This window comes from Sphingomonas changbaiensis NBRC 104936, assembly GCF_000974765.1.
Taxonomy (GTDB): Bacteria; Pseudomonadota; Alphaproteobacteria; order Sphingomonadales; family Sphingomonadaceae; genus Sphingomonas_B; species Sphingomonas_B changbaiensis.
Genome location: NZ_BBWU01000039.1, coordinates 175,295 through 201,953, shown reverse-complemented (window position 1 = coordinate 201,953; position 26,659 = coordinate 175,295). Strand labels below are relative to the sequence as shown.

The following is a 26,659-nucleotide window of genomic DNA, read 5'->3' as shown; positions in this document are numbered from 1 at the left end:
ATGGGCTAACCACTCCCCATGAAAACCCTCCTCGTCATGCTCGGCGGTGCGATCGGCGCGGCTTTGCGCTTCCATTTGGGCGGCGTGACGATCCGCGCGTTCGGCCCTTATTTTCCCTGGGGCACGCTGATCGCGAACGTTCTGGGCGGGCTGCTGATGGGGCTGCTCGCCGGCACGCTCGCACGCGTCGGCAGCCATAACGAGCCGTGGCGTCTGTTTCTCGCGGTAGGCCTGCTCGGCGGGTTCACGACCTTCTCCGCGTTCACGCTGGAGACGTTCGGCATGATCGAGCGCGGTCAATATGTGATGGCCGCGTCTTACATCCTCATCTCGGTCGCGGGCGCGCTGGCGGGCCTCGCCGCCGGCATCCTGTTCCTGAGGGCAGCGGCGTGAGCGAAGTCCGCACCTTCACCGTCGCCCCCGATGACGACGACATCCGGCTCGATCGCTGGTTCAAGCGGCATCTGCCGGACATCAGCTTCGCGCAGGTGTCGCGCTGGGCGCGCACCGGCCAGCTTCGTGTCGACGGCAAGCGCGCCGCACCGGGCGACCGGATTGCGGCGGGGCAGACGATCCGGGTTCCGCCCGCCGAACCGCCAGCGCCGGAGAAGGCCAAACCGAAGCGTGAGCGCCCGCCGCTCAGCGAGGATCAGATTGCCTTCGCGCGGGAACTGATCATCCACCGCGACCTCCAGGCGCTCGTCATCAACAAGCCGCCGGGCCTGGCGACGCAGGGCGGCACCAAGACGCACGAGCACGTCGACGGCCTGCTCGATGCGCTGCAGTTCGATGCCGACTCCCGGCCCAAGCTCGTCCACCGGCTCGACAAGGACACGTCGGGCGCGCTGCTGCTCGCCCGCACGTCCCGCGCGGCGGCCTTCTTCGGCAAGAGCTTCTCCAGCCGCACGGCGCGAAAGGTCTATTGGGCGCTGATCGCCGGCGTCCCCTCGATCGAGGACGGCTTCATCGAATTGCCGCTCGCCAAGCAGCCGGGCACCGGCGGCGAGAAGATGCATGTCGACGAAAAGGAGGGGCTGCCCGCCCGGACCCGCTACCGCGTGATCGAGCGTGCCGGCAATCGTGCTGCCTGGGTCGAGCTGCAGCCTTTCACCGGCCGCACCCACCAGCTGCGCGTCCACATGGCCGCGATCGGGCATCCGATCGTCGGGGACGGCAAATATGGCGGGCAGGACGCGTTCCTGACCGGCGGCATCAGCCGCAAGATGCACCTGCACGCCCGCCGCATCCGCATCGATCATCCGGACGGCGGGCGGCTCGATGTCACCGCCGAACCGCCGGCGCACATTTCTGAAAGCTTCGAAACGCTGGGCTTCGATCCCGCGGCCGGCGACCTGCCGCTCGACGAAGTGAAGTTCAGCGAAACTCCCGAAGGCAAGCGCCGCGCCATCAGTGCCGCCGCCAAGGCACGGCGGAAGGAGCGCAAAGGCGAACGCCGCGGCCGGGGCCGGGGCGCGTGATAGCCCTCTCCCTGCAGGGGAGAGGGTAGATCGTGAACCGCCTCGCCGTTTTCGATTGCGACGGGACCCTGGTCGACAGCCAGGCGGCGATCTGCCGGGCGATGGACGAATGTTTTTCGTGCCACGGCCTCACGCCGCCCCACCGGCAGGCGACGCGCCGGATCGTCGGACTCAGCCTGCCGCAGATCATGCGGACGCTTGCGCCCGCCGCCGATCCCGATCTCCAGGCCGCGCTCGTCGATGCCTACCGGGTCACATTCCAGCGGCACCGCGCCGAGGGGCTGGTTGAGGAGCCGCTCTTCGACGGAATCGCCGAGACTGTCGACAGGCTCGAAAATGCCGGCTGGCTGCTCGGCGTTGCGACGGGGAAGTCCGATCGCGGTTTGCGGCTCTGCCTGGAACGGCATCGGCTCCATGCCCGTTTCATGACCTTGCAGACCGCCGACCGTCATCCGTCCAAGCCCCATCCCGCGATGCTGCAGGCCGCCATGGCCGAGGCAGGCGCCGCTCCCGAGACGACCGTGATGATCGGCGACACCAGTTTCGACATGATGATGGCGGCCGCTGCAGGCGCACATGCACTCGGCGTCGGCTGGGGCTATCACAGCACCGACGAGCTCAGGTCTGCGGGCGCGCATGGGGTGGTCGAGAGCCCGCAGGACCTGACCGTCTGGATGGAGCGCTTCACAGATGGACGATAGCCAGGCCCGCAACCGCTTCCTCGCGATTTCGCTGCTGCGGCTGGCAGGGGCGTTGCTGATCCTGTTCGGCCTGGTGATCGCAGCAGGGCGCCTTCCCGAGGTGCCGCGCCTGGTCGGCATTATCGCGGTGCTGGTCGGCGCGCTCGATTTCGCGCTGGTGCCTTTGATGCTGGCGCGGCGCTGGCGGACGCCCAAGTGAAGCGGTTCTGGAAAGAGGCCTTCGCACAGGGCGGCGAGGTGCTGCTCGACGGCCGGCCGGTCCGCACGCCACGGCGCAATGCGCTCGCGCTGCCGACGCCCGCACTGACCGAAGCGGTCGCCGCGGAATGGAACGGCGTCGGCGAAGCGCTCGATCCGCGCCTGCTGCCGCTGACCGGTCTCGCCAACGCCGCGATCGATCTGGTCGAGCCCGATCGGCTCGCCTTCGGTGCCCAGCTCGCAAAATATGGCGAGACCGATCTGCTCGCCTATCGCGCCGAAAGCCCGCCGGAGTTGGTCGCGCGCCAGGCGAGCGAATGGGACCCGCTGCTCGCCTGGGTGCAGCAGCGCTACGACGTTCATGTGGAGGTCGCCGCCGGCGTGATGCATCGCCCGCAACCCGCCGCCACCGTCGTGCGGCTGCGCGACGCGACCGTGGCGCTCGGCGCATTCGAGCTTGCCGCACTGTCGCCGCTGGTGACGATCGGCGGCTCGCTGATCGCCGGCCTCGCGCTGGTCGAGCGCGCCTTCGACGCCGATCAGCTCTGGGCCGCGGTCAATCTCGAGGAGCTGTGGCAGGAAGAGATGTGGGGCGCCGACCCGCTTGCCGCGGCCGCCCGGGACGCGCGCCGCCGCGACTGGGACGCGGCTGTGCGATTTCTCCAGCTCCTCCGCTGAACCTCAATCCGCGAACAGCAGGACCGGCGTTTCCAGCAGCTTCTTCAGAGCCTGGACGTAGCTGGCCGCATCCCAGCCGTCGACGACCCGGTGATCGCAGCTGATTGACAGGTTCATCAGCTTCGCGCGGCGGATGTCGTCGCCGTCGAAGACCGGCCGCTCGACGATCTTGTTCGGCCCGATGATCGCGACTTCCGGCCGATTGATCACCGGCGTGGTCGCGATGCCGCCGAGCGGCCCCAGCGAGGTCACGGTGATCGTGGAGCCCGACAGTTCTTCCGATTTTGCCTTGCCGGTGCGCGCAGCGTCCGCCAGCCGCGCGATCTCGCGTGCGAGCTGCCAGACATTCTTCGCCTGCGCGTCGCGAATGACCGGCACCATCAGTCCCGCGTCGGTCTGCGTCGCCATGCCCAGGTGAACGGCCCCGAACCGCGTCACCATGCCGGCTTCGTCGTCGAAGCGGGCGTTGAGCATCGGGAACTGCGGCAGCGTCTTGCAGATCGCGACGATCAGCAGCGGCAGCATGGTGAGTTTCGGCCGGTCGCCGCGATTCTCGTTCAGATCGCCACGCATGTCTTCGAGGTCGGTGACATCGATCTCGTCGACATAGGTGAAATGCGGGATGTTCCGCTTCGACGCGGCCATGTTCTCGGCAATGCGGCGGCGCATGCCGATCACCTTCACCTGCTCGTCCTGGCGCGGCGCGGCCGGGCGGCCATAGCCCTGACCGGCATTGTAGGAGAGGAAGGCGTCGAGGTCGGCGTGGCGGATGCGGCCTTCCTGGCTCGGCTGGACGCTGGCGAGGTCGATGCCGAGTTCCTTGGCGCGGGCGCGGACGGCGGGGGAGGCGAGAATCGGTGTGTGAGGGCTCGGTTCTTCAATCCGGTTTGGGCTGAGCTTGTCGAAGCCCTCCCTTTCTTCCTCTCGCCGCTGATTGGAAGAAGAAGGGAGGCCTTCGACAGGCTCAGGCTGAACCGGCTTTGGAGGCTCGGGCTTGGTCTGCTCTGCCGCAGGCTCAATCCTGGGCATCGGCTCGGTCGCCGTTTCGCTGGTCACCGGCGCGGCGACTTCGGCCTCTGCCTCGGCGTCGCCCTCGGTCTCTATCACCGCCAGCGAAGAGCCGATCGCGATCGTGTCGCCGACGTCGCCCGCGACTTCGCGCACGATCCCGGCCACCGGCGATTCCATTTCTACCGTCGCCTTGTCGGTCATCAGGTCGGCAAGCTTGCCGTCCTCCTCGACGCGGTCGCCGACCTTGACGTGCCAGGCGACGATCTCGGCCTCGGCAATGCCTTCGCCGATGTCCGGCAGCCGGAAAGTGAAAAGGCCCATCTCGTCAGTCCTTCATGATCTTCTTGATCGCCTCGCCGATGCGGACAGGGCCGGGGAAATAGGCCCATTCGAGGCTGTGCGGATAAGGCGTGTCGTAGCCGGTCACGCGCTCGACCGGCGCTTCGAGATGGTAGAAGCAGCGCTCCTGCACGAGTGCGGAGAGCTCGGCGCCGAAGCCGGAGGTGCGGGTCGCTTCATGGATCACCATGCAGCGACCGGTCTTTTTGACCGACTCCTCGATCGTCTCGATGTCGAGCGGCAGCAAGGTGCGCAGGTCGATCAGCTCGGCGTCGATCCCCTGCTCCTCGATCACGCCGGCCGCGACATGGACCATCGTGCCATAGGCCAGGATCGTCAGGTCCGCGCCCCGCCGCACGACGCGCGCCTTGCCGAGTTCGATCCGGTAATAGTCCTCCGGCACTTCGCCGTCCGGATGCTGGGACCAGTTCTTCGCCGGGCGGTCGTAATGGCCGCTGAAGGGGCCGTTGTAGATGCGCTTCGGCTCGAAGAAGATGACCGGGTCGTTGTCCTCGATCGCGGCGATCAGCAGGCCCTTGGCGTCGTAAGGCGTGGACGGGATCACCGTCTTCAGGCCCGAGACGTGGGTGAAGATGCCTTCCGGACTCTGGCTGTGCGTCTGCCCGCCGAAGATGCCGCCGCCGAACGGCGAACGCACCGTGATCGGTGCAGTGAACTCGCCGGCGGAACGATAGCGCAGCCGCGCCGCCTCGCTGACGAGCTGGTCAAACGCCGGGTAGATGTAATCGGCGAACTGGATCTCGGGCACCGGCCTCAGGCCATAAGCGCCCATGCCGACCGCGACGCCGATAATGCCGAGCTCGCTGATCGGCGTGTCGAACACCCGCGTTTTGCCGTATTTGGCCTGCAGCCCCGCGGTCGCGCGGAACACGCCGCCGAAATAGCCGACATCCTCGCCCATCACGACGATGTCGGGATCGCGATCCATCAGCACGTCGAGCGCCGAGTTGATCGCCTGGATCATGTTCATGCGGGCCATATTACCCTCTCCCTATAGGAGAGAGGGCGACTCGGCCCTGTGGGGCCGAGCGGGGAGAGGGTATTGTGGTACACGACCAACCACCCTCTCCTAGCTGCGCTAGGCAACAAGTTGCCAAGCTCCGCTGTTCCTCTCCCCTCAAGGGAGAGGATGGCTTCAGCTTCACTCTCATCACGACGTCTCGATCCCCGCGGCTTTGGCCTCGGCCAGCATGTCCTGCTTTTGCTCCTCCAGATGCCAGGGCAGTGTCTCAAACACGTCGTAGAACATGGTCGACATCGGCTGGTGCATGCCGTGGCCCAGGATGCCGTTCTTCTCGGATTCCTTTTGCGCCGCCTTCACTTCGTTCGCGACATCGAGGTCCATGGCCGCCTGCCGCTCCTCGTCCCATTCGCCGAGGCCGATCAAATGCTGCTTGAGCCGTGAGATCGGATCGCCCAGCGGCCATTTCTCGCGTTCCTGGGCGGAGCGATAGGCGCTGGGGTCGTCGGACGTCGAATGGCCCTCGGCGCGGTAGGTGAAGAACTCGATCAGCGTCGGCCCCTGATTGGTCCGCGCGCGCTCGGCCGCCCATTCGGTCGCCGCATAGACGGCAAGCGCGTCGTTCCCGTCGACACGAAGGCCCGCGATGCCATAGCCGATCGCCCGCGCGGCAAAGGTCGTCGCCTCGGCGCCCGCAAATCCGGAATAGCTCGAGATCGCCCACTGGTTGTTGACGACGTTCAGGATCACCGGCGCGCGGTAAACCGAGGCGAAGGTGCAGGCGGAATGGAAATCGCCTTCCGCCGTCGATCCCTCGCCGCACCAGGTGGAGGCGATTCGCGTGTCGCCCTTGATCGCCGACGCCATCGCCCAGCCCACCGCCTGCGGCAGCTGGGTGGCGAGGTTGCCGGAGATCGAAAAGAAGCTGCCTTCGCGCGTCGAATACATGATCGGCAGCTGCTTGCCGCCCAGGCGATCTCCCTTGTTCGAGTAGATCTGGTTCATCATGTCGATGAGCGGCCAGTCGCGCGCGATCAGCAAACCCTGCTGTCGATAGCTTGGGAAGCACATGTCGTCGCGGTGGAGCGCATAGGCCTGGGCGCAGGCAATCGCCTCCTCGCCGGTGCATTTCATGTAGAAGCTGGTCTTGCCCTGGCGCTGGGCGCGGTACATCCGCTCGTCGAACGCCCGCGTCTTCGCCATCGCCCGCAGGATGCCGCGGAGCGTGTCGGGGCTGAGCTTCGGGTCCCACGGGCCGATCGCGCGGCCGTCATCGTCGAGAACGCGGACCAAGCCATAGGCGAGATCGTGGAACGCAGCCGGCGCGGCATCCACTGCCGGACGCGGCGTCGCGCCGGCCGCGGGAATCGCAATGTCGCCAAAATCGGCTTCGTCGCCGGGCCGGTATTTCGGCTCGGGCACGTGCAGCCGCAGGGGCGGCAGGTTGGGGCGGGTGGACATCGTCTCTCCACGGGATTCGCGGGCGCGAGGCCCTTTGCCGCGCTTGTTATAAAATTTCAAAGCCTGTTGCGAGCGTCCAATGTGCTGCGACTGCGAACAGGCGATGCAACCGGCAGCTTCAACTTGCGTTTTAATCTCATGTTCAGCTTCAACACAGCCGAAACGATCCCCGCCGCACCGGCCATCAACACTCCAAAACCCGCTCCGTCGACACCCCGCGATCTCGTCGCGGTGATGTTGCGCGCGGCCGAAAAGCTGCAGGGCCAGCCGGGCCTCAACAGTGCACGGACGCTGCTGGAGCGGGGAGGCGAACAGCTTGTCCAGCTGCTCGATCCGGAGCGCCGGCCGGATTGGGCCTGGTTCGAAATCCTGTTCGAGGAAGATGCCTGCCGCCTGCCTGAAGCACTGCTTCGTGCCGGGCGGATTCTGGGCCGGGAGGATTTCATCGCCTGCGGCGTCGAGACGCTCGACTGGATGATGCGCGGCCGCGTGCTCGCCAAGTGCGTCGGGACGATGGCCGATGCCTGCGACGCCGCGTTCGCCGGCACCGGTGACCTGAAATGGCTGATGATCAGCCGAACGGCCATTCTGGCACGCCGGGCACATCCACAGCAAAGCTGAAGATCCCGCCCGACTGGCGCTCGCCGTCCACGCGCGCGCTGGTGACGAACGCGGTTCGGCGGTCGTCACCCCCGAACACGATCATTGTCGGGCGGCTGACCGGCAGCGCGACTTCCTCGACCACGTCGCCGTCCGGTGACAGCCGTGCGACGCGGCCGCCGTCGAACAGCGCCGTCCAGTAAAATCCCGCCTCGTCGAACGAGCCGCCGTCCGGCCGCCCCTCGCCGATCGGCCATTGATGAAAGGTGCGGCGGTTGGTGAGCTTGCGATTCTCGACATCGTAGATGCGCAGCGCGTGGCTCGGCGTGTTCGCATGGGCGAAGCGGCTACCGTCGATTGTGAACGCTGCGCCGTTGCAGGTCAGCATCTCGCCTTCGATCCAGGTCACGCGCCCGTCGCGATCGATCCGATACAGCGCGGCCTCCCCGGTCTGCTTGGTCGTGTCGACGCTGCCGACCCAGAACCGGCCCCACGGATCGGTGCGCCCGTCGTTGAAGCGATAGTCGGGCTTGCCCGCCAACACCGCATCGCCGAACGGCACCGGCGACGCGTCCCAAGCGTCGATGGTCGCGAATCCGTCCTTCATCGCCAGCAGCAGCCCGCCCGCCTTGCGGAAGGCGAAGCATCCGACCGGCTGGTCGAACACGCGGTTCTCGTCGGTGCCGGTGGCGGGGTCGAACCGGTGCAGCTCGCGCCGCGCGATATCGACCCAGTAAAGCCGCCGCTCCGCCCTATGCCAACGCGGGCCTTCGCCGAGTTCGGCCTTGGCGCTCAGGATCAGCTCGGGAGCCACCAGCAGGTCATGCCGCTCGTCCCGAGCGAAGTCGAGGGGCGAAGCTCCCCTTGACGGAAACGTAAACTCCGTCTCTCCTGCCTCGGAACAGGAGAGGCCCCGAATGCTGAACACCCACAGCCGCACCGTTTACACCCCCGAGCACGAGGCGTTTCGCGAGACGGTGCGCGCGTGGCTGCAGAAGGAAGCGGTGCCGCACATCGCCCGCTGGGACGAGCAGGGCATCGTCGACAAGGATATCTGGCGCAAAGGCGGCGAGATCGGGATGCTCTGCCCGACCGTGCCGGAGGACTATGGCGGGCTGGGCCTCGATTTCGGCTACAATGCCATCATCGACGAAGAAGTGAGCTATGCCGGCACGCCGCTCGGCTTTTCGCTCCAGTCCGACATCGTCGTGAACTATCTCGTCTCCTACGGCTCGGAAGAGCAGAAGCGCGAATGGCTGCCCAAGATGGTCTCGGGCGAGGTGGTGACCGCGATCGCGATGACCGAGCCCGGCACCGGCTCCGACCTGCAGGGCATCCGCACGACCGCGAAGAAGGACGGCAATCACTACGTCATCAACGGCTCCAAGACCTACATCACCAATGGCCAGAATGCGGACCTGATCCTGGTCTGCGCCAAGACCGACACCGAGGTGGAACCCGCCTGGAAAGGCGTGTCGATCATCCTGGTCGAGGCGACGCGCGACGGATTCAAGCGCGGCCGCAACCTCGACAAGATCGGCCAGGACGCCGCCGACACCTCCGAGCTGTTCTTCGAGGACGTGCGGGTGCCGATGACCAATTGCCTCGGCGAGGAAGGCAAGGGCTTCATCTATCTGATGTCGGAACTGCCCCAGGAACGGCTTGCGATCGCGATCGGCGCTCAGGCGTCGGCCCAGCGCGCGTTCGACGATACGGTCGCCTTCACCAAGGATCGCAAGGCATTCGGCAAAACGGTGTTCGATTTCCAGAACACCCGCTTCACGCTCGCCGATCTGAAATCGAAGCTCCAGGTCGGCTGGGCCCATATCGACTGGGCCCTGGCCCGCCACCTGAAGCGCGAGCTGACACCCGAGGAGGGCGCCGCAGCCAAGCTCTGGCACACCGAGATGCAATGGGAGGTCATGGACAAATGCCTCCAGCTCCACGGCGGCGCCGGCTACATGAACGAATATCCGATCGCGCGGGCCTGGCGCGGCGCGCGGGTCAGCCGCATTTATGGCGGTGCCAACGAGATCATGAAGGAGCTGATCGGGCGGAAGTTGTGAGCGCCGGCCGAAGCTGTAGCGCATGCTACAGCAAGGCGAAGTAGGCGCTCACGGCCGGCGCCGCCTGGAGCGGCGACCGACGACGCGGCTGTGCCGCGTCGTCACATGATCGTGCCGCCTAGCTGCCGGCGCGCATGTCCTCGGCCCGCTTTTCCGCGACGTCGATCGCGGCGAGCAGGTCGTCGAAGCACGGCGTGTCGTCGACCCGGAAGGCGCGGCGGAAGCCGGTGCCGAGCACGTCGAGGTCGCGCTCGGTCAGCAGCCCGATGGCGACGATACGCTCCGCCTCTTCCATACTCGATACACCGCCATCCAGCTGCGAACCCGTTTCAACGCGCGAACCCGCACGCGGTGCCGCGCATTCCTGCGCATCCGCCCAACACTGCGCTTGAAAGCCGCTCCGCCCCCCGCTATGGGCGCACGTCTTGCCTCCGCGGGCGCTTCGGCACCCGGTCCGGTCGGGGAGTAGCTCAGCCTGGTAGAGCACTGTCTTCGGGAGGCAGGGGCCGGAGGTTCGAATCCTCTCTCCCCGACCATTTTCGCCTAGGCGAGAAGAATCAATGCCTTAGCCGTTTGCGCTGGGCCGCCGATATACATCCAAATATACTCGCAATGTCTGGGTTGAACCGGACTGCGCCGGCCGCCGAATCAATCACAGGGGTGCGATAGGCTCGTCTCTGCCATGCGAGGGTCGCCCGCGCCTCTGATGGTGGCGCGGCTGCGCTACTTTGAAATCAAATCATGGTAAGTGGACTAACAATAGAAATCTTCAACATGGGGTGGGCCGCCGCACCCATTGGCTTTAAGACAGCCATACCGGCACAGCAGGCGCCGCGTATACATGAAAGGAAGAACTAATGGCTAGACGCCGTAGGGGAGATACTCTCGCCTATATTGAACGGATGTTCGCAACCGGTCTCGCGACGAGTGGCGGGATAATCAACCGATCTTTGCGTTCTATGAAGTGCGACATTGCGGAGCTTCTAATATATTGCAAAGAGAGGGGTTATCCGGCAGCACTAAACAACGGCCGCATTCTCATCTTTTGCAACAAGGAACCCCTAATCGTGATGCAGGGGGCTTAGCCGCGTTGGCCTAGCTACCCGTCTTTAGCCGGCCGCCCCTAACGAAGCGGCGTATTAGGGTGCGCCGGCTGACGTCGCTAAGCCGCAGGCTTGGCGAGTTTGACCTTTCTCAATCCGAAAACCATCAGGCCATTCCCTTAGCAGGGCGCCAGCTGCTCACGATAATGCATACCGATGGCGCTGTCGGGATAATCAACGAGGAAAGTGCGGAGGCTTTGTATCGCTGCGGCAAAAAGGGAGTCCCGTTGCAGGTTGGGCATAAAGCTCACCTTCCTCTGAACGTGGGCTAACACATGGAAAGCAAAATGCGCGTATAATTTCCCTACCGCTAGTCGAGGTAACATCGCTTTGGTGAGTGGCCCATTGTTGCACTTGGGTCTCGGCGCGCCGGAGTTAGCTGCAGCTATGTCTGCCAGGAACATGGACCTTCTAATCTTAGGCTTGGCACCGTAGCCCCCCACTTGAACGTATTTCTGAGGCTTTTTCCGGTCCAGAACCCTTCGACCAATCAACGTTCCGTAAAAATCTCCGAGGTGAGCCAACCACGACTGCCTAATGAAGTCGTCTATCAAAACCTTTATAACTTCGCTGACTTCTTCACTGCGCTCACACAAAGGACATACATTGTAAAATAGAGCTTCGATCGCCTCAGGACAGAAGACGTCGTTCTCGTAGCTGTAGCCGAATGTGTAAACCACCCTCGCATCAAGCAGTAGGCATCCGGTAAGCTCGTCATAATCGCGATCAAGTGCCACTATCCAATTCTGAGCTCCTGACCTCATGTTGTCTTCGGCAATCTGAATTAGAGTGGCTTTGTCTCCTTTAGGAACGCACCGCACTTTGAGATCGGGACGCAAGGCAGCAAAAACTGCTCGCCAGAACATAGCGTCAAACGACTCTACGTGGCCTTTGTCATTTCGCCCCCCCTCAACATAGATCACCCGGTCTACGTCGAGGAAAAGGGCTCGATTGGACTGGCCGGCCGAACTTCTCTCAAACACGCTAGATAATCTTCTCGAGATTTATGGTGTTTTTGGAATAAGCGCCAACGATGTCAGGAGAGTGCGTGGCAAAGATGATCTGGGCGTTGGGGTTGATTTTTCGAATGCTCGGAACGAGCTCCATCTGCCAGTCGATGTGAAGAGATATCTCGGGCTCGTCTGCCATGAAGACGCAGTGGGCGCCTCGCTGAAGCAGTGTTTCACCTAACAAGATAAACATCTGCTTTTCGCCGGAAGAGAGTTGATCTAACGGGATGCGTGCGCCAGACGTCTCTTCAAAGACCGGTTCATTGCCCGCACTAATGCTTAACCTCTTTTTGTAGAATAGGCTGTTAACGATGTTCACGAAGTCTGTCTTCGGTGTGTAAATCTGCGCTCGCTTGTCCAAAAGTCTATGCCACTGGTTGATGAGGCCGTGAATGCGCGCCGTGTCTGTCAGGACAAGAAAATCGTCTCCCGATATGGGTTTGTCGGGCGCATAGTTCTTAATGGCAGTTGCCATTCTCTTGGTAAAGCTCTCAAGCTTGCTGCCGAACACGCCGGACGCAATGTTGAATTCTGAGAACACGCCCTTTATGGCGATTTTTTCTTCTTCAGCGTCTACCGAGGCAACAGAACGAATTGACTCGAATTGCGATGGAGAGATCAGGGAGAGAAGATAGATTTGCTGGAATTTGTCCGTCTCTTCCGCTGCGCGTTTATCTAAAGTTGAAAAGTAAGCGCCAAAGTCGCGCGCGACCTGCCGCAATTTGCGGTCGATGGGTGAAACCATCTTATCCTGTTCGTCGTTGGGAATTAAGCTCGCGCGGTGCACGGAAATCCAGTTGATGTTTATGAGCTTTTCAATTTCCTCCCGAACCCGGCGTTGAGGAGGTATCCTCTCTTCCATGTGGTAATAGTAGTTTCGCATCAGGCCACTACGCCAAGCGCCCCGAAAGTCGCCGACGTCTATGTCAAACTCATGGGCCCTCGCGCGGGCGGTTTCCAGAATGCGGTAGTTAAAGGTGGGCTCAGGGCGTTCCTTCAACTCTTTTCGCACATACACTCTCGGCTTAGCCCGCGTCTCAACGCTGCTGAGAACAAAGGAAACTGTTCTAAACTCGGCGCTCAAAAGCTGTGAAGTGTCCACCCCCAATGCTGAAGAAAGCAGGTTCATGAGACTGGTTTTGCCAGTCCCGTTTCGCCCAATGATAAAATTAACCTCGGGATCAAGCCGCAATGACAGAGGCTTCGGAGCTCCCCGGAAGCCGTCGATCAGAATCTCGAATATCCGGTTCATATGCCCCACCCCTCGTTCTCATCGTAAAGCGGCCGTCCTGTTTGTCGAGATCGCGCTGGCCTGTCGCTCGCGGGAATTGGAGCGCAGGATCGGAATCGACCGATTCCGATACACCATCAGATGGTGTATCGAAACCTATGGTTGACTCCATTCCGATACGGGTGCAGTTTCGAGCTACAGATTCGATACAGGGAGACCGATAATGGCTCGAACCTTCGCCTACTGCCGCGTCAGCACTGCCGATCAGACCACCGAAAATCAGGTGAGGGAGATTGAAGCCGCTGGTTTCGCGTTAGAAGCCCGTAGGATCGTCTCCGAGACGATTTCCGGCTCTGTTGCTGCCAATGAGCGTGCCGGCTTCTCAAAGCTCTTAGATCGCCTGGAAAGCGGCGATATCCTCGTTGTCACGAAGCTGGATAGGTTGGGCCGTAATGCAATGGACGTTCGCAGCACTGTCGAACGGCTGGCCGGCTTAGGCGTCAAGGTTCACTGCCTTGCACTAGGAGGAATGGACCTCACTAGCCCGGCCGGCAAAATGACGATGGGCGTCATCGGTGCCGTTGCCGAGTTTGAGCGGGACTTACTGATTGAGCGGACTCAATCTGGGTTGAGCCGTGCGAAAGCACAGGGAAAGAAGCTGGGGCGACCGGCCGCACTCTCCCCCGATCAGCAACGCTCTATCCTATCCGATCGAATGGCAGGGATATCTCTGGGCGTGCTTGCCAAGCAGTATGGCGTATCTCGGGCTGCTATCCAGCGGGTTGAGAGGCGGGCGGCTTAGGCCGCCCAATTTCTCCAACCGAAGTCCTAGAAAAATCGCTCTTTGGCTCAGAGGAGCCGATTCTCAGGGCAGCCGGAAAGATCCAATCCTCACAACCGAATGTCGGCTTTCGACCCTTTGCGGACATCCGCGGTCATCGGCATACTACTTCAGTGACCGTCGAAACCATCCGACTTGCGTCGGGCATCATTGCTGCGATCTCCGGCGTCATGCTTGTTCGCGATTTGCGGCGAGGGCGTGCAAACTGGGGCGGCTTCTTTGGTGATCGGTTGAGCCGACCCGGCCCATATTGGCTTGCGGTCACGATGACCGGGGTAGTTTTCGTCGTCACACTCTACCGGGCGATGATTGGCTTTCCTGAGTAGGGACGAATGTCGCAAACCCACCCATTGCAGGCGTCAGTCATCATTTTGGAGGCGATTACCAACCGCCTGGAAGTGTTCTTCCGCTTCGAAGCCCCGACCTGAGTCATAGAGGTATAATGTCACTGGGCATCGCTGTTCGTTCGCCCACTTGACGGCCTCTGCAACGGAGACCGCTTCCAACGCATCATAATCGACTATCAAAACAGGATCGCTGTCCGGCGCTTGGTCGGCATCTTGGCAGCTATTGTCGTGTTCAACAGCTTCGATAATCGCGTTCACTTCGCGCCATCGATATGGCCGCTCTCTGCGGTCTATGATGTTCCAAATCATGAGCTACGCTTAGCGGTCCAGTAAGCCAGAGCCAATGTCCGCTATCCACCCCTAGCGGACGTTCAAGATTGAGCCAGCCCGCGGCAGATGAGCTACCGCGGTGTCGAGCTTGCCTGCAGTCCGATCACTATGACGTAGCGGCTGCCGTTGTCCCTTGAGCGAGCCGAAACTTTTTCCGTCCGACGGCCCATCCGAGCATACCGAAGCCGCCCAGCATCATTGTCCAAGTCGCAGGCTCGGGGACCGGGGTGAGAATGGATGCTACGGCGAGATCGAGCCCCGTTGATCGCAAAGTCCAATCCACAGGGCCAGAGGTGTCGATGACGCCCAAGAACGTTGCTGTGCCGTAAGTTGGCATCTGGACCGATCCGGATTTACTTCCAAGTTGATACGTTATCTGAAGGTCACAGCAGTCGTAATAGGTGCCCAGATAGAGGCCTAGGACGTGACGCGGCGTTGTGACGTGAAGGCTGCTATAGGTGTCGAGGTATCTGGGCCCGCTAACTGACTCGGTACCGTATACGAAATGCTCGTCATTGAACGAAGCGAGCAGACCGCTTTCAAATAGGATGTCTCTGAACTGGTATTCGGGACCGATCGGAATGTATTCCCGGTCTTCGTCGCGAAAGGGAAAATTGAAACGAGTGACTTGGCCCCCTGCAGCCGCCTTGAAAGCCACAGGATCAGTGTAGACCGTCACTGTCGCAGACGCTGGCACACCTAAACCGAAGGCTAATCCAGCAAGCAAGACTCGGCGCATGTTGTTCTCCCCTGTTGTGGAGGAGGCATTAACATCCCTGAAAGTGGACGAAAAGAGTTGCCGCACCTCGTAATAGGCGCGGGGGATAACCCAGGGCCGCGAGCGTCTCTTCAGGCGACCGCTTTCCGCTCCACGCTCCCTTCCTGTCCAATCAAGAAGGTCGGCAGCAGCAGCGTTAAGCGAAGTTAAAAAACGTTAAGCAATTAAACAAAAATAGGGGGGGCACAACTGGAATGTGCTCGCTCAAAACTCGCCAATCCCGTGCTATAGATAATCAGCCAGTTGGTTGTGCCTCATAGGCAATAAGCCGGGAAAACCACGAGGTCACCTGGAGATGCAAATACTCTCAGTTTGATTATTGGACAGAGCTCTGCTATTATAGTCACATCGTGACGCTTACCTAGGCTGGAACACGTTAACATCCAAGACTAATGCCTTTCCGAACGGGCCATTGACGGTCGGATCGTGAAGGTGTGCGGCCCCTATGGCTAGGGAAGGCGAAAGCTGGAACTCATAACCCGCCCCGGATCAAGGCTCCACATCATAGGCAAAATAGTCTCGGGGGAACTTATAACCTTCCGACCCTCCCAATGAACAGGAACCGTTCTAGGGAATAACCTAACCAGCACGAGAGTGTGGGTGATATCAGTCCTAGTGCTTTCACTAGGTATCAACGTGGAGTGGCTTCCATCCAGTCTCTTTCAAGGAGAAAGGCAATAAGCAGTTAGGGTAAACGAGACATCAGGTTCTAGGGTTTGATCCGTTGAGTATATAAAGAATGGTAATAAAAAAACCTCTCTCTATATCACCCTAAGCGGAAGGTAGAAGTGTGCCTACCGCTTAGATGATCAAGATGGACATCATCAAAGTTGATGCTTTCAATCATATCCTTAAGACGAGAGATCGTCCCTTGTTTGATCCTGCCATAACCACTGGTGACGGTCTTGAGATTGTGGCCGAGGGCAACAGCAACCTCGTTATCGAGATAGCCAGCCTCTCTTAGTCGATCGGCTAACGTATGCCGGAATGAATGGGCTCCATACCCATCCCGGCCGGCTTTGATACCAATCCGCTTCAGATAATCCCGCCAGAACCGAGAGGGCACACCACCCATCTCGCCGCGATCGTTAGGCTTCAGTTCAGGCCACAGTTGGACTTCCAAATTGCCGTTGGCCTTCTCCCTTTGACGATCAAAGAAGGCTAAGAAGCCGAGCTTCTGCAATCTGGAGTGAATTGGAGCGACCCGGCTCAAGCCGGATTTGGTCCGCTGTCCGGATTGCTCTTCATTTCGAATATGGATGAGCCAAGTGCCATTGTCGCGCTCAAGGTCCCGCAGCCTAAGCTGCGCAATCTCACCGATCCGGGCCCCTGTGAACAGACAGACGATCGGAAGCCAATAACGCCAGTCATCAGCCTTTTTCAGGCCGGGCGAGTGTTCCTTCCCATCGGCAGCGAAGCCGGTGAACAAGGGTGATCGGAAGATCGTGTTTAGCTGCTCAGCCCTGAACGGCGGCCTAGCGTTCTTGCCTTTCTTAACGTCGAAATGCAGGCCGTCGCATGGGTTCTGTTCAGCGTAGGCTTGCCGGCAGCACCAATCTAAGAATGGCGAAACGGTGCTGAGATACTTGTTGACCGTAAGTAGGGCCAAAGGCGTCCGGCCTTCCGCGGCCCCCTTCTGGGCCGCTTGGCGTAGCGTGAGCCCGCGATAGCCTCTGATCTCTGAGAAGCGGCGGGGGAGCTTAGTCAGGACAGTTAGCCATTCTCGAACGTCAGCTTTAGTCAGCGATCGAACATCCCGATCCTTACCGACAAAGTCGGCGAACAAGATTATAACCTTTCGATCCTGCGCGATGGTGTCCGCCCGCTTTCGACCTTCTGCCAATCGCATTGCGGAATATCGATCGAACAACTCTAAAATAGTCTCGCCGGCTGTGGCTTGCCGCTGCCGAAGCGCCAAACCTTCAGTAACAACGGCACTGGTGGGCGCTGCCGAGAACTCACCTTCCTGACGCTTGGCCCCGATCCGAAGCGCTTCCGTGCCAGCTTCAGCCATCATCCCGACCAAATCGGCACGGGCCTGGGAATTGGCCGGAACATACCATCCCTGCTCCTCAATCAGGCGATCGGCACGTTCAGCCCAGGCTTCCCTGCTTTCCCTGTCCCGCGACTGGCGAAGTAGCCAAGTTTGGATTTGGGCGATTGCGGCCCGGTGTTCCTGATCAGTCTGGAAACCTTTGGTCGCATAAAGTTCGGCCAGACGGTCTAGGGGCTTTAGGAATGCACGTTCCACAACGGCGGCCCTCATATCGGCCGGAGTGGGCTCAACGCGCTCTGCGGGGCTCCTATGGGCTTCGGAAGGGGCATCAATCACACCCCATTCGGAAAGCAGCTCGTAGCGGCGCTTTGCTGCACGTATGGCAGCTTCGCGAACCTCGTTCGTCCCGAGACTGTGTTGAATGATCTTCTTGCCCACGGCCGGCCGAACGGGGCGGGGCACACTCATCCTAAACCAAAGGTGGCGTGCGTTTGGCTTGCGCCAGACATACTGGGCAGGTGCAGCTGAGGCTGTCTTTTTCTGTGATCTCATAGCAGCGCAGAATACCGCTCAGCAGAGGCGAGATATACCCCATGCTCTACAGAATCGGTTTCGAATCTTGTGATTTCTCAGTTAGTTGAGACTCTTCAATCTGTTAGTATCGCAGTCTCGACCTTCCTCTCTCCCCGACCATTTACGCTTGGATGCGACTTGATCGCGCCGCATTCCGGGACACGAATAGGCGGCCGGGTCGTTGTTTGACCGGAACGGCCATGCGAAGGGCGCGATCGTGGCACCTGATTCCCGGACGACACCCGGATACGCCAGAAGCATCCTTGCGGCGGTCGGGCGCGGCTCGACGTCGCTGACGGTCGTGCGCCGCGCGGCGGAGCTGGCCGCTGCCTTTCGCTGCTCGTGGGAAGCGGTGCATGTCGTCACGCCCGATGCGTTCGACAAGAACAGCGATTTCGACGCGGCCGAGGCCCTTACCCATGCGGCGGAGCTGGGCGCAACGGTCGCGCGAATTCCCGCCGCCTCCGTGGCCGACGGCCTGAGCTCTCACCTGGAGGATGCGCTCGTCACCGACATCGTGATCGGCGCGCATCGGCGGACCGGGCTGAGCGCGCGCGTGCGTCCGCGCCTGCCGACCGAACTGATCGATCGCGGAATCACCGCCGCCATTCACCTGATCCCCTCCGCCGCCCAGCCGCTGCCGAAGCGCGGCAAGAAGCCGGTTAAGTCGCCAGGCAGCGGCGGCGCCTACGCCAAGGCTGCCGGCCTGACGGTGGTGACCGCCGCCGTCGCGGGCGCGCTGTCGCCCTGGCTCAGCACCGGCGCGCTGAGCCTCTTGTTCCTGTTTCCGGTGATCGGCGCAGCGGCGCTGTTCGGCACGCGTCCCGGTCTGTTGAGCGCTGCGCTCGCGGTGCTGCTCACCAATTTCCTGTTCGTCACACCGCATTTCGCGTTCCGGCTCTCGGCGCCGCAGAGCTGGGTGCTCGCCGTGGTGCTGGGCCTGGCGGCCGCGCATACCGGCTTCGTCACGTCCGAGCTCAGGCGACGCGTCGGCCTTAGCGATCGCAACGCGCGGGAGAATGCCAGCCTCGCCAGCTTCGCGCTCCAGCTCACGCGCGTGTCCGACTGGGACGGGACCGCCGCGATCGTCTGTTCGGAAGTGTCGAACCTGATGGGTGGCCTTCAAACGGTGGTGGTGCGCGATGTGGACGGCGCGCTCAAATGCGTCGCAGCGGTGCCGGCCGAGCCGGTGTTCAGCCCGGTCGACACGACCGCGCTCGAATGGGCGTGGCAGCAGGGCGAGGAAGCAGGCAGCGGCACCAAGCTGCTGGCCGACGCGAACTGGCAATTCCAGCCGCTCCGGACCTCGCTCGGGACGCTCGCCGTGCTGGGCCTCGCCGCCGAGGACGGTCGCGACCCGGTGCGCGCCGACCAGAAGGTTCTCCTGGCGACGCTGCTGGCCCAGGCGGCGCTGGCCCACGAACGGCTGAGGCTGGAGGACGACATGCGCGCGTCGGGAGCGGCCGTTACCTCCGCGGGCTAGCATCGCCCGCTGGACCCGAGCCGCACGCTTCTCTAGTCGGGCGCCGACACGAAAGGAGCGAGTGTGGCCAACGTCACGGTGATCGGCGCGCAATGGGGCGACGAAGGCAAGGGCAAGATCGTCGATTGGCTCGCCGAGCGGGCGGATCTGGTCGTCCGCTTTCAGGGCGGCCACAATGCCGGGCATACGCTCGTCGTCGGCGACCAGGTCTACAAGCTGTCGCTGCTGCCTTCGGGCATCGTCCGTGGCACGCCGTCGGTGATCGGCAATGGCGTCGTGCTCGACCCTTGGGCGCTGAAGGCGGAGGTCGAGAAGCTTCGGGCACAGGGCGTGACCGTCACGCCCGAAGCCCTGTCGATCGCCGACACCTGCCCGCTGATCCTGCCGTTCCATCGCGATCTCGACGCGCTGCGCGAGGATGCGTCGGGCGCCGGCAAGATCGGCACGACGCGGCGCGGCATTGGTCCTGCCTATGAAGATAAGGTCGGCCGCCGCGCGATCCGCGTGTGCGACCTCGCCCATCTCGACGATCTCGGACCGCAGTTGGATCGGTTGACCGCACACCACGACGCTTTGCGCGCTGGCTTCGGGGAGCCGCCGATCGACCGCGAGCGGCTGCTGCGTGAGCTCGGCGATGTCGCCGATTTCGTGCTGCAATTCGCCAAGCCCGTCTGGCTGGACCTGAACCAAGCGCGCAGCCGCGGCCGCCGCATCCTGTTCGAAGGCGCGCAGGGCGTGTTGCTCGACGTGGATCACGGCACCTATCCGTTCGTGACCAGCTCCAACACGATCGCCGGCACTGCCGCGGGCGGCTCCGGCCTCGGGCCGAGCGCGGTCGGGTTCGTGCTCGGCATCGTCAAGGCCTATACGACGCGCGTCGGCTCCGGCCCGTTCCCGACCGAACTCGACGACGAGATCGGCCAGTGGCTGGGCGAGCGGGGTCATGAATTCGGCACCGTCACCGGACGCCGCCGCCGCTGCGGCTGGTTCGACGCGGTGCTGGTGCGGCAGTCGGTCGCGGTCTCGGGCGTCACCGGCGTCGCCCTCACCAAGCTCGACGTGCTCGACGGACTGGAGACGATCCGAATCTGCACCGGCTATCGGCTGAACGGCCGCACGCTCGATCACTTTCCGGCGCATGCCGCCGATCAGGCCGCGGTCGAGCCGATCTATGAAGAGATCGAGGGCTGGAGCGAATCGACTGCCGGCGCGCGCAGCTGGGCGCAGCTGCCCGCCCAGGCGATCAAGTACATACGCCGCATTGAGGAACTGATCCGCTGCCCGGTGGCGCTGGTCTCGACCAGCCCCGAGCGCGAGGACACGATCCTGGTGAGGGACCCGTTCGCGGATTGAACCCTCTCCCATTGGGGAGAGGGACGGTCGCAAAGCGACCAGGGAGAGGGGCAGTAAGCAACTCGACTCGGCCCCTCTCCCGGCCTCGCTTCGCTCGTCCACCCTCTCCCCAATCGGGAGAGGGTTATGCGGCGTTACTTCTTCGGGACCGCCGGCATGTTGCCCTTCTTGGCCGCCTGCTCGGTGGCGTGCGGATCCACCGACGGAGCGCCGGGCGCGACCTTGTCCGGGCCAGCGCCGGTGTCGGCCGACTTGCCGGCCGGACCAGGCACGTCGGCCGGAGCCGCTTCGGCCTTGGGCAGCGGCTTCGGGCTGTCGCTGTTCTGGTTGAGATAGGCGATCACGTCGGCACGGTCCTTGCCGTTCGACAGTCCGGCAAAGGTCATCTTGGTGCCGTCCGCGAACTTGCGCGGGCTGGTCAGCCATTTGTCGAGCGATTCAAAGTCCCAGTTGCCGCCCTTCGACTTCAGCGCGTCCGAAAAGGCAAAGCCGCCGACGCCCTGGCCGATCGGCTCGCCGACCACGCCGTACAGATTCGGGCCGACGCCGTTCGGGCCGCCCTTGGTTGCGGTGTGGCAGGCCGCGCACTTCTGGAACACGGTCGCGCCATGGGCCGGATCTGCGGTCGCAAGCCGCGTCGCGATCGGCACTTCGGCGGCGGCGCCACCGGCGCCTGCCTCGACCACGCCTTCGATCGGGTAGCCCATTTTTTCAGGCCGTTCGGCGCGGAAATATTCGCTGGACACGATGCCTGCGCCCAGCGCCACGATTCCGGCGCCCAGCACCCAGCCGGCGATCGTGTTGTTGCGGTCCTTCATTCCAGATCCTCGAAAACATAGGCCCGAGACGGGCTTGCCCCATAAACGCGCGCTTCCTTTAGAAAGAGGCTGCGCGCCCCGCAAGTCGCACGGGTTCCCTTAAAGACCGAAAGACTCTACGCGCCGCCGGCCATGGACAATTATCCGGAACCCGCGCGGCGTCTCGTCAGCGATATGATCGTCGTCGCCGAAGGCCGGCCCGAGCAAGCAATTGCCTTTCAGGGCGCGCCGGGCGCCAACTCGCACCGGGCGGTGATCGAGCGCTTTCCGGACGGGCTTCCCTATCCCTGCTTCAGTTTCGAGGATGCGCTCGACGCGGTGAAGGAAGGGCGCGCCGGCCAGGCGATGATCCCGATCGAGAATTCCCTGCACGGGCGGGTCGCCGACATTCACTTCCTGCTGCCCGAATCCGGTCTTGCGATCGTCGGCGAGCATTTCCTGCCGATCGAGCCGACGCTGATCGGCCGTGCCGGGCATCAGATCCGCGAAGTGATGAGCCATCCCCAGGCGCTGGGACAAAGCCGGCACTGGCTGCGCGAGCGGGGCCTCAGCCCGGTCGCCTATGCCGACACCGCGGCAGCGGTGGCCGCTGTCGCCGAGATGCAGGACTGGAGCATTGCCGCGATCGCGCCGGCATTCGCGGCAGAGCTCTACGGCCTCGATATCCTCGCGGAAGGCATCGCTGACGAATCGCACAACACGACGCGCTTCATGATCCTGGCCCGGGAGCAGCGCCGGCCCGGCGCCGGCGACTTGATGACCACGATCACGTTCGAGGTGAAGAACATCCCGGCAGCCCTCTACAAGGCGATGGGCGGCTTTGCGACCAACGGCGTCAACATGACGAAGCTGGAAAGCTATCAGCGCGGCGCAAGCTTCGCCGCGACCGAATTCTACGCCGACATCGAAGGTGCGCCGGGAGACGCCGCCGTCGATCGGGCGCTCGACGAGCTGCGGTTTCATTCGAAATGGGTGAATGTGCTGGGCGTCTATGCCCAGGCGCGGAAGCGGGGCTAGGACCGAGCAGCGCCCCTCGACTTCGCTCGGGACGAGCGAGTTTCTTGCGCCAGATTGACCGCTCGTCCCGAGCGAAGTCGAGGGGCGCGCCTCCGGACTACGCTGTCTCCTCCAGCCACCACCGGAACAGCGTGTGCGCAATGGCGTAGGGCGGTGGCGGCAGGAACGGGGCGCCGGGCTCGCCGGCCATCGACGCTTCGACGCCCGCGCGATCGACCCAGAACGCGTCCTCCAGCTCGGTCGTGTCGATCGTCAGCGTCGGATCGTCCGCTTGCGCCACGCACGCCATCATCAGGGACGACGGGAAGGGCCAGGGCTGGCTGACGACATAGCGGACGTCGCGGACTTTCAGCCCCGCTTCCTCGTACAGCTCGCGCGCGACCGCTTCCTCGATCGACTCGCCCGGTTCGACGAACCCCGCGAGCGCCGAGTACCGGCCCGGCGGATAACGGTACTGGCGGCCGACCAGCACCTTGCCTTCGTGCTCGGCGAGCATGATCACGACCGGATCAACGCGGGGGAAGTGCTCGGTATCGCAATTCCCGCATTTGCGCCCCCAGCCGGCGCGGTGGATTGTAGTGTCGCCGCTGCCGCATTTGGCGCAGAAGCGGTGGCGAAGGTGCCAGTCGATCAGGCTGCGTGCGCCGGCGTAGGTCGAGGCGTCTTCCGGCGGCAGCAGGTCCAGCATCCGAAAAATGCCTGGCGAACGCGCCGCTCCTTCCGGCATGCCATAGTCGAGCGCCGCGAAATGCGGGCGGCCGTCGATCAGGCCGAGCAGCAGCAGTTCCGAAGCCTCGGGCGCCTCGGCCAGGCTGCCCCAACTCAACCGGCCCTGGTCGTCCAGCACCGGATCGATGCCGTCGAGCCTCAGCAGCCGCGCACGCCAGTCGGCGAGGGCGGCGGCAAAGGCGTCGGGGTCATTGCGAAGCGTGTCAGCGCGGTCGAGCGGCGAGCCCGTGAAGCCGGGTCTCAGCATGCGGTGGCGGTCTCGGTCATTCGCTCCCTCAAGGCGAGCCGGGCGGCCTTGTCAAACAGCGTCGGCAGCCCCGCCTGATCGAGCCGGTCCATCGGCCACCATTCGCCGGCAGCGTTGTCGCGGCGCACGCTGGCGCAGGCGACGCTCAGATCGAGCGAGAAATGCGTGAACACGTGCCGCACAGGCGGATCGAGCAGCCGCCACGGGGCGGGGAAGGGGGCGTCATCAAGGCTTGGCTGCGCATCCCAGGCGCCGGTCGGCAGCGCACGCATGCCGCCGAGCAGGCCTTTCGCCGGCCGCGTGACCAGCAGCACATGGCCGTCCGCTTCCGCCCAGAACGCAAAGGCCCGCCGGTGCGGCTTTGCCGGCTTGGGCGGCCTGACCGGCCAGGCTTCGGGCGCGCCGAGCGCGAAGGCTCGACAGTCGCTCCGCACCGGGCAGATGGCGCAGGCCGGGTTGCGCGGCGTGCAGATGGTCGCGCCCAGGTCCATCATCGCCTGCGCATAATCGCCGGGCCGCTCGGCCGGCGTGAGCGCCGCAGCCTGCAGGCGCACGGCTGCTTTCGATTCGAGCGCGAACAGGCGCGCGACCACGCGCTCGACATTGCCGTCCACCACCACGGCCGGCTCGCCGAAAGCGATCGCCGCAATCGCGGCCGCCGTATAGTCACCGATGCCGGGCAAACGCCTGAGCTCGGCCGAGCTCGCGGGAAAGCGCCCGCCATGTTCCGCGACCACGGTCCGTGCGCAGGCGAGCAGATTGCGCGCGCGGCTGTAATATCCAAGCCCCGCCCAGGCGGCCATCAGCTCGGCATCCTCGGCCGCGGCCAGCGCTTCGATGCTCGGCCAGCGCGCAAGGAAGCGTTCGTAATAGGGCTTCACGGCCGCGACCGTCGTCTGCTGCAGCATGATTTCGGACAGCCAGACGCGATACGGGTCCGGTGGGGACGCGCCCGGCGGGCTCCGCCACGGCAGCGTGCGCGCATGCCGGTCGTACCAGGCGAGGATCGTTTCGGCGGTCACGACACCGCACCTACCGCGCAGGGCCTCAAGACAAAACGCCTAAACACGGCTTGGCCTGAGCCTGTCGAAGGCCTCCCTTCTTCTGTCGGCAGATTCGAAAAGAAAGGGAGGGCTTCGACAAGCTCAGCCCAAACCGAGGAGCACCTCTTGCCCGGCATGGACGGGTGCACGGAAGCGTGGCAAATGCGCTGGCGATGAGCGGTCGCAAGAGCAAGCAGGACGAAACACCCCGTGGGGGGCGTGCGCGGTCGGTCGCGGAACTGCTGCCCGATGCCGGCGGTGCGTCCTTTCGCAAATTCGGTTTCGTCCAGCATTCGATCGTCAGCCGCTGGGCCGAGATCGTGGGTGCGCGTTACGCCGGCGTGTCTGCGCCCGAATCGATCCGCTTCCCGCATGGCAAGCGCGCGAACGGCACGCTGACACTGACCGTTGCCGGCGCGCACGCGCCGATGATCCAGCATGTGCTGCCGGAGATCGTGGAGCGAGTGAATCGCTTTTTCGGCTACCCGGCGGTCGAGCGCGTCGCGATCCGCCAAGGCGTCGTCGGCAAAGCCGCGGCCAAGCCCGCCCGGCCCGAGCTCCAGCCGGTGCCCGTCGAATTGGGCGACTCGCTGCGCGCGGTCGGCGATCCGGAGCTGCGCGCCGTGCTCGAATCGCTCGCGCGTGGCATCGCCACCACCGAATCCGTGCCCGTGATCGGGAGAGTGAAAGCGTGACTCTGTTGAAATGGATGGCCGCCGGCCTGGGCGCGCTCGGGCTCGTCGCCGCTGCGCCCGCGGTCGACTGGACGAAGAAAGTGACGGAGACGCCGGCCGGCGCGTTCGTGCTCGGCAATCCGGCGGCGAAGACGCGGCTGGTCGAATATGTGAGCTACACCTGCCCCCATTGCGCGCACTTCACCGATGAGGCGAGCGCGCCGCTCAGGAAGTATGTCGCGAGCGGCGGCACCGCGATCGAGATCCGCCACGCAGTGCGCGATGCGGTCGACCTGACGGCGACGTTGCTCGCGCGCTGCACCGGCCCGGCGCACTTCTTCGCCGCCCACGACAAATTGTTCGCGACGCAGGAGACCTGGTTCGAAGCCGCGGGCAAGTATATCGAGGCCAATCACGACGCGCTGGAGAAGCTGACGCACCCGCAGCAGATGCAGATGGTCGCGAAAGGCGCCGGCCTGGGCCCGATCGTCGGCCTTTCCGACGCGCAGGTGAACGCGTGCCTCGCCAACGCCGCCGCCGAAAAGCCGGTGCTCGCGATGACCGACGAGGCGTGGATGACGCGCAAGATTCCCGGAACGCCCTACTTCATGATCAACGGCGCCGGCGTCGACAACACCAGCAGCTGGGCGGCGCTTGAGCCGCACCTCAAACGGAACTGACGGAGACTGGAATGACCAAAGCCCCTTTCCTGGCGCTGGGCGCCGCCGCGCTCGCCCTCGCCGGCTGCAACAAGGCTGCCGACAACACGACCGCTCCGTCCAACGCCGGCGCCGCCGCGCCGGCCGCGGCAGTTGCCCCGCCTGCAGGCAAGGACTGGACCCAGGTCGTCAGCGCCACCCCCGAGGGCGGGTTCGTGATGGGCAACCCGAACGCGAAGGTGAAGGTGGTCGAATATCTCTCGCTTACCTGCCCGCACTGCAAGGAATTCGAGGAAAAGGGCTTTCCGAAGCTCCGCGACGAATATGTGAAAAAGGGCACGGTCAGCCTCGAGGCGCGCAATTATGTGCGCGACTTTGTCGACATGACGGCGACTTTGGTCAGCCGCTGCGGCGGCGCCGATCCCTATTTCCCGATGACCCAGCAGGTGTTCGAGCAGCAGAGCCAGATTTTCGACAAGCTGCAGGCCATCGCGCCTGCCGAACAGCAGCGGCTTCAGGGGCTCTCGCCCGCCGAGCAGTTCAAGGCCGTCGCGGCGCTGACCGGCATCGATCAGTTCGCCAAGCAGCGCGGCATCCCGCAGGCCAAGCTCGACGCCTGCCTGTCTGACAAGTCGGCGGTCGATAAGCTCGTCGACATGCAGCAGAAGGCCAACACGATGCAAATCCCGGGCACGCCGACCTTCTTCATCAATGGCCAGATGCTGGAAAATGTCGGCACCTGGGAGCAGCTGGAGCCGAAGCTGAAGGCGGCCGGGGCGTAATGTCGCGCCCTCTCCCGTCGGGAGAGGGCCGCGAGACTTAGGTCCGCGTAGCGGGCCTTAGTCGCAGCGGGTGAGGGCGACCGGCGGCTGTCACCCTCACCCCGCTCGCGCTCCGCGCGAGTCGACCCTCT

General features: G+C 63.5%; 28 protein-coding genes and 1 tRNA gene. 16 read left to right on the top strand and 13 right to left on the bottom strand.

The genetic code is table 11. The annotated features are described in order from the left end of the window. The first annotated feature begins 18 nt into the window (after positions 1-18). From crcB to SCH01S_RS10235, 5 genes are read left to right on the top strand one after another with little or no spacing between them, the layout of a single operon-like run. Complete coding sequence (crcB, locus tag SCH01S_RS10255) at positions 19-393, top strand: fluoride efflux transporter CrcB (protein WP_245612231.1); 375 nt, start codon at positions 19-21, stop codon at positions 391-393. Then, positions 390-1,478, top strand: a complete 1,089-nt coding sequence (locus SCH01S_RS10250) for an RluA family pseudouridine synthase (RefSeq protein ID WP_046348686.1) — start codon at positions 390-392, stop codon at positions 1,476-1,478. The genes crcB and SCH01S_RS10250 overlap by 4 nt, the downstream gene beginning before the upstream one ends. Before the next feature lie 29 nt (positions 1,479-1,507). Further along, the gene (locus SCH01S_RS10245) at positions 1,508-2,179 is read left to right on the top strand and encodes an HAD-IA family hydrolase (protein ID WP_046348685.1); all 672 of its coding nucleotides are present in this window, start codon (positions 1,508-1,510) and stop codon (positions 2,177-2,179) included. After that, positions 2,169-2,378: a hypothetical protein gene (locus SCH01S_RS10240; protein WP_046348684.1), complete on the top strand. Its 210-nt coding sequence runs from the start codon at positions 2,169-2,171 to the stop codon at positions 2,376-2,378. The genes SCH01S_RS10245 and SCH01S_RS10240 overlap by 11 nt, the downstream gene beginning before the upstream one ends. Further along, positions 2,375-3,055, top strand: coding sequence for an ATP12 family chaperone protein (locus SCH01S_RS10235; RefSeq protein WP_046348683.1), 681 nt, complete (start codon positions 2,375-2,377; stop codon positions 3,053-3,055). Before SCH01S_RS10240 ends, SCH01S_RS10235 begins: the two co-directional genes overlap by 4 nt. Positions 3,056-3,058: 3 nt before the next feature. Here SCH01S_RS10235 and SCH01S_RS10230 read toward each other — a convergent pair whose 3' ends face one another. The 3 genes from SCH01S_RS10230 to SCH01S_RS10220 form a co-directional block, all read right to left on the bottom strand. Further along, the gene (locus SCH01S_RS10230; RefSeq protein WP_046348682.1) at positions 3,059-4,387 is read right to left on the bottom strand and encodes a dihydrolipoamide acetyltransferase family protein; all 1,329 of its coding nucleotides are present in this window, start codon (positions 4,385-4,387) and stop codon (positions 3,059-3,061) included. A 4-nt stretch (positions 4,388-4,391) separates the two neighbouring features. Further along, positions 4,392-5,396, bottom strand: a complete 1,005-nt coding sequence (locus SCH01S_RS10225; RefSeq protein WP_046348681.1) for an alpha-ketoacid dehydrogenase subunit beta — start codon at positions 5,394-5,396, stop codon at positions 4,392-4,394. 180 nt (positions 5,397-5,576) lie between these two features. Continuing rightward, the gene (locus tag SCH01S_RS10220) at positions 5,577-6,848 is read right to left on the bottom strand and encodes a 3-methyl-2-oxobutanoate dehydrogenase (2-methylpropanoyl-transferring) subunit alpha (protein WP_046348720.1); all 1,272 of its coding nucleotides are present in this window, start codon (positions 6,846-6,848) and stop codon (positions 5,577-5,579) included. Between the two features lie 138 nt (positions 6,849-6,986). On the opposite strand from SCH01S_RS10220, the gene SCH01S_RS10215 reads away from it, so the two are divergent. After that, a complete protein-coding gene (locus SCH01S_RS10215) occupies positions 6,987-7,469 on the top strand; it encodes a hypothetical protein (RefSeq protein ID WP_046348680.1) in 483 nt (160 codons plus the stop codon). Here SCH01S_RS10215 and SCH01S_RS10210 read toward each other — a convergent pair. Next, the gene (locus SCH01S_RS10210; protein WP_245612230.1) at positions 7,420-8,262 is read right to left on the bottom strand and encodes an SMP-30/gluconolactonase/LRE family protein; all 843 of its coding nucleotides are present in this window, start codon (positions 8,260-8,262) and stop codon (positions 7,420-7,422) included. The genes SCH01S_RS10215 and SCH01S_RS10210 overlap by 50 nt on opposite strands. A 103-nt stretch (positions 8,263-8,365) precedes the next feature. On the opposite strand from SCH01S_RS10210, the gene SCH01S_RS10205 reads away from it, so the two are divergent. Continuing rightward, on the top strand, positions 8,366-9,514 hold the full coding sequence (locus tag SCH01S_RS10205; RefSeq protein WP_046348679.1) for an acyl-CoA dehydrogenase family protein: 1,149 nt from the start codon (positions 8,366-8,368) through the stop codon (positions 9,512-9,514). Positions 9,515-9,632: 118 nt separating this feature from the next. On the opposite strand, the gene SCH01S_RS16790 is transcribed toward SCH01S_RS10205, so the two are convergent. Beyond that, positions 9,633-9,809, bottom strand: coding sequence for a hypothetical protein (locus tag SCH01S_RS16790; RefSeq protein WP_169746385.1), 177 nt, complete (start codon positions 9,807-9,809; stop codon positions 9,633-9,635). Positions 9,810-9,973: 164 nt separating this feature from the next. On the opposite strand from SCH01S_RS16790, the gene SCH01S_RS10200 reads away from it, so the two are divergent. Further along, a tRNA-Pro gene (locus SCH01S_RS10200) sits at positions 9,974-10,050 on the top strand. Between the two features lie 686 nt (positions 10,051-10,736). Here the strand turns inward: SCH01S_RS10200 and SCH01S_RS10195 are convergent. Both SCH01S_RS10195 and SCH01S_RS10190 read right to left on the bottom strand, forming a co-directional pair. Beyond that, complete coding sequence (locus SCH01S_RS10195) at positions 10,737-11,540, bottom strand: DUF4435 domain-containing protein (RefSeq protein ID WP_157032890.1); 804 nt, start codon at positions 11,538-11,540, stop codon at positions 10,737-10,739. A 61-nt stretch (positions 11,541-11,601) separates the two neighbouring features. Continuing rightward, on the bottom strand, positions 11,602-12,879 hold the full coding sequence (locus SCH01S_RS10190; RefSeq protein ID WP_046348677.1) for an AAA family ATPase: 1,278 nt from the start codon (positions 12,877-12,879) through the stop codon (positions 11,602-11,604). A 202-nt stretch (positions 12,880-13,081) separates the two neighbouring features. On the opposite strand from SCH01S_RS10190, the gene SCH01S_RS10185 reads away from it, so the two are divergent. Continuing rightward, on the top strand, positions 13,082-13,660 hold the full coding sequence (locus SCH01S_RS10185; protein WP_046348676.1) for a recombinase family protein: 579 nt from the start codon (positions 13,082-13,084) through the stop codon (positions 13,658-13,660). Positions 13,661-13,812: 152 nt separating this feature from the next. Continuing rightward, complete coding sequence (locus SCH01S_RS16475; protein WP_157032889.1) at positions 13,813-14,025, top strand: hypothetical protein; 213 nt, start codon at positions 13,813-13,815, stop codon at positions 14,023-14,025. 33 nt (positions 14,026-14,058) lie between these two features. Here the strand turns inward: SCH01S_RS16475 and SCH01S_RS16155 are convergent, their stop codons facing one another. The 3 genes from SCH01S_RS16155 to SCH01S_RS10175 all read right to left on the bottom strand — a co-directional run bounded on the left by SCH01S_RS16155 (position 14,059) and on the right by SCH01S_RS10175 (position 17,702). Continuing rightward, positions 14,059-14,355 (bottom strand): hypothetical protein, encoded by a 297-nt coding sequence (locus SCH01S_RS16155; RefSeq protein ID WP_084689503.1) that lies wholly within the window; start codon positions 14,353-14,355, stop codon positions 14,059-14,061. Between the two features lie 127 nt (positions 14,356-14,482). Further along, positions 14,483-15,115 carry a PEPxxWA-CTERM sorting domain-containing protein gene (locus SCH01S_RS17220; protein ID WP_084689502.1) on the bottom strand — a complete coding sequence of 211 codons (633 nt, stop codon included), beginning with the start codon at positions 15,113-15,115 and terminating at the stop codon, positions 14,483-14,485. Between the two features lie 805 nt (positions 15,116-15,920). Continuing rightward, positions 15,921-17,702, bottom strand: coding sequence for a tyrosine-type recombinase/integrase (locus tag SCH01S_RS10175; protein WP_084689501.1), 1,782 nt, complete (start codon positions 17,700-17,702; stop codon positions 15,921-15,923). Between the two features lie 238 nt (positions 17,703-17,940). Between SCH01S_RS10175 and SCH01S_RS10170 the strand changes: the two genes are divergently transcribed. Together SCH01S_RS10170 and SCH01S_RS10165 are read left to right on the top strand one after the other, a co-directional pair. After that, complete coding sequence (locus tag SCH01S_RS10170) at positions 17,941-19,206, top strand: DUF4118 domain-containing protein (RefSeq protein ID WP_169746384.1); 1,266 nt, start codon at positions 17,941-17,943, stop codon at positions 19,204-19,206. 63 nt (positions 19,207-19,269) lie between these two features. Beyond that, complete coding sequence (locus tag SCH01S_RS10165) at positions 19,270-20,559, top strand: adenylosuccinate synthase (RefSeq protein ID WP_046348673.1); 1,290 nt, start codon at positions 19,270-19,272, stop codon at positions 20,557-20,559. Between the two features lie 134 nt (positions 20,560-20,693). Here the strand turns inward: SCH01S_RS10165 and SCH01S_RS10160 are convergent, their stop codons facing one another. Continuing rightward, on the bottom strand, positions 20,694-21,377 hold the full coding sequence (locus tag SCH01S_RS10160; protein WP_046348672.1) for a c-type cytochrome: 684 nt from the start codon (positions 21,375-21,377) through the stop codon (positions 20,694-20,696). A gap of 132 nt (positions 21,378-21,509) precedes the next feature. On the opposite strand from SCH01S_RS10160, the gene SCH01S_RS10155 reads away from it, so the two are divergent. After that, entirely contained in the window at positions 21,510-22,394 is an 885-nt protein-coding gene (locus SCH01S_RS10155) for a prephenate dehydratase (RefSeq protein WP_046348671.1), read from the top strand. 97 nt (positions 22,395-22,491) lie between these two features. On the opposite strand, the gene nudC is transcribed toward SCH01S_RS10155, so the two are convergent. Both nudC and mutY read right to left on the bottom strand, forming a co-directional pair. Beyond that, a complete protein-coding gene (gene nudC / locus SCH01S_RS10150; protein WP_046348670.1) occupies positions 22,492-23,370 on the bottom strand; it encodes an NAD(+) diphosphatase in 879 nt (292 codons plus the stop codon). Then, on the bottom strand, positions 23,364-24,392 hold the full coding sequence (mutY, locus tag SCH01S_RS10145) for an A/G-specific adenine glycosylase (protein ID WP_245612228.1): 1,029 nt from the start codon (positions 24,390-24,392) through the stop codon (positions 23,364-23,366). Before mutY ends, nudC begins: the two co-directional genes overlap by 7 nt. Before the next feature lie 194 nt (positions 24,393-24,586). On the opposite strand from mutY, the gene SCH01S_RS10140 reads away from it, so the two are divergent. Genes SCH01S_RS10140 through SCH01S_RS10130 form a run of 3 tightly spaced genes read left to right on the top strand, consistent with a single transcriptional unit; the run spans position 24,587 to position 26,528 of the window. Continuing rightward, positions 24,587-25,108 carry a DUF721 domain-containing protein gene (locus SCH01S_RS10140; RefSeq protein ID WP_046348716.1) on the top strand — a complete coding sequence of 174 codons (522 nt, stop codon included), beginning with the start codon at positions 24,587-24,589 and terminating at the stop codon, positions 25,106-25,108. After that, positions 25,105-25,767, top strand: a complete 663-nt coding sequence (locus SCH01S_RS10135) for a thioredoxin domain-containing protein (RefSeq protein ID WP_245612227.1) — start codon at positions 25,105-25,107, stop codon at positions 25,765-25,767. The genes SCH01S_RS10140 and SCH01S_RS10135 overlap by 4 nt, the downstream gene beginning before the upstream one ends. A gap of 11 nt (positions 25,768-25,778) precedes the next feature. Then, positions 25,779-26,528, top strand: a complete 750-nt coding sequence (locus SCH01S_RS10130) for a thioredoxin domain-containing protein (protein ID WP_046348668.1) — start codon at positions 25,779-25,781, stop codon at positions 26,526-26,528. Positions 26,529-26,659: the final 131 nt, after the last annotated feature.

Coding starts and splice junctions, on each gene's coding strand:
- crcB (WP_245612231.1), top strand. CDS start 19: ATGAAAACCCTCCTCGTCATGCTCGGCGGTGCGATCGGCGCGGCTTTG.
- SCH01S_RS10240 (WP_046348684.1), top strand. CDS start 2,169: ATGGACGATAGCCAGGCCCGCAACCGCTTCCTCGCGATTTCGCTGCTG.
- SCH01S_RS10230 (WP_046348682.1), bottom strand. CDS start 4,387: ATGGGCCTTTTCACTTTCCGGCTGCCGGACATCGGCGAAGGCATTGCC.
- SCH01S_RS10225 (WP_046348681.1), bottom strand. CDS start 5,396: ATGAACATGATCCAGGCGATCAACTCGGCGCTCGACGTGCTGATGGAT.
- SCH01S_RS10220 (WP_046348720.1), bottom strand. CDS start 6,848: ATGTCCACCCGCCCCAACCTGCCGCCCCTGCGGCTGCACGTGCCCGAG.
- SCH01S_RS10215 (WP_046348680.1), top strand. CDS start 6,987: ATGTTCAGCTTCAACACAGCCGAAACGATCCCCGCCGCACCGGCCATC.
- SCH01S_RS10205 (WP_046348679.1), top strand. CDS start 8,366: ATGCTGAACACCCACAGCCGCACCGTTTACACCCCCGAGCACGAGGCG.
- SCH01S_RS16790 (WP_169746385.1), bottom strand. CDS start 9,809: ATGGAAGAGGCGGAGCGTATCGTCGCCATCGGGCTGCTGACCGAGCGC.
- SCH01S_RS10190 (WP_046348677.1), bottom strand. CDS start 12,879: ATGAACCGGATATTCGAGATTCTGATCGACGGCTTCCGGGGAGCTCCG.
- SCH01S_RS10185 (WP_046348676.1), top strand. CDS start 13,082: ATGGCTCGAACCTTCGCCTACTGCCGCGTCAGCACTGCCGATCAGACC.
- SCH01S_RS16155 (WP_084689503.1), bottom strand. CDS start 14,355: ATGATTTGGAACATCATAGACCGCAGAGAGCGGCCATATCGATGGCGC.
- SCH01S_RS17220 (WP_084689502.1), bottom strand. CDS start 15,115: ATGCGCCGAGTCTTGCTTGCTGGATTAGCCTTCGGTTTAGGTGTGCCA.
- SCH01S_RS10175 (WP_084689501.1), bottom strand. CDS start 17,702: ATGAGATCACAGAAAAAGACAGCCTCAGCTGCACCTGCCCAGTATGTC.
- SCH01S_RS10160 (WP_046348672.1), bottom strand. CDS start 21,377: ATGAAGGACCGCAACAACACGATCGCCGGCTGGGTGCTGGGCGCCGGA.
- SCH01S_RS10155 (WP_046348671.1), top strand. CDS start 21,510: ATGGACAATTATCCGGAACCCGCGCGGCGTCTCGTCAGCGATATGATC.
- nudC (WP_046348670.1), bottom strand. CDS start 23,370: ATGCTGAGACCCGGCTTCACGGGCTCGCCGCTCGACCGCGCTGACACG.
- SCH01S_RS10140 (WP_046348716.1), top strand. CDS start 24,587: ATGAGCGGTCGCAAGAGCAAGCAGGACGAAACACCCCGTGGGGGGCGT.
- SCH01S_RS10130 (WP_046348668.1), top strand. CDS start 25,779: ATGACCAAAGCCCCTTTCCTGGCGCTGGGCGCCGCCGCGCTCGCCCTC.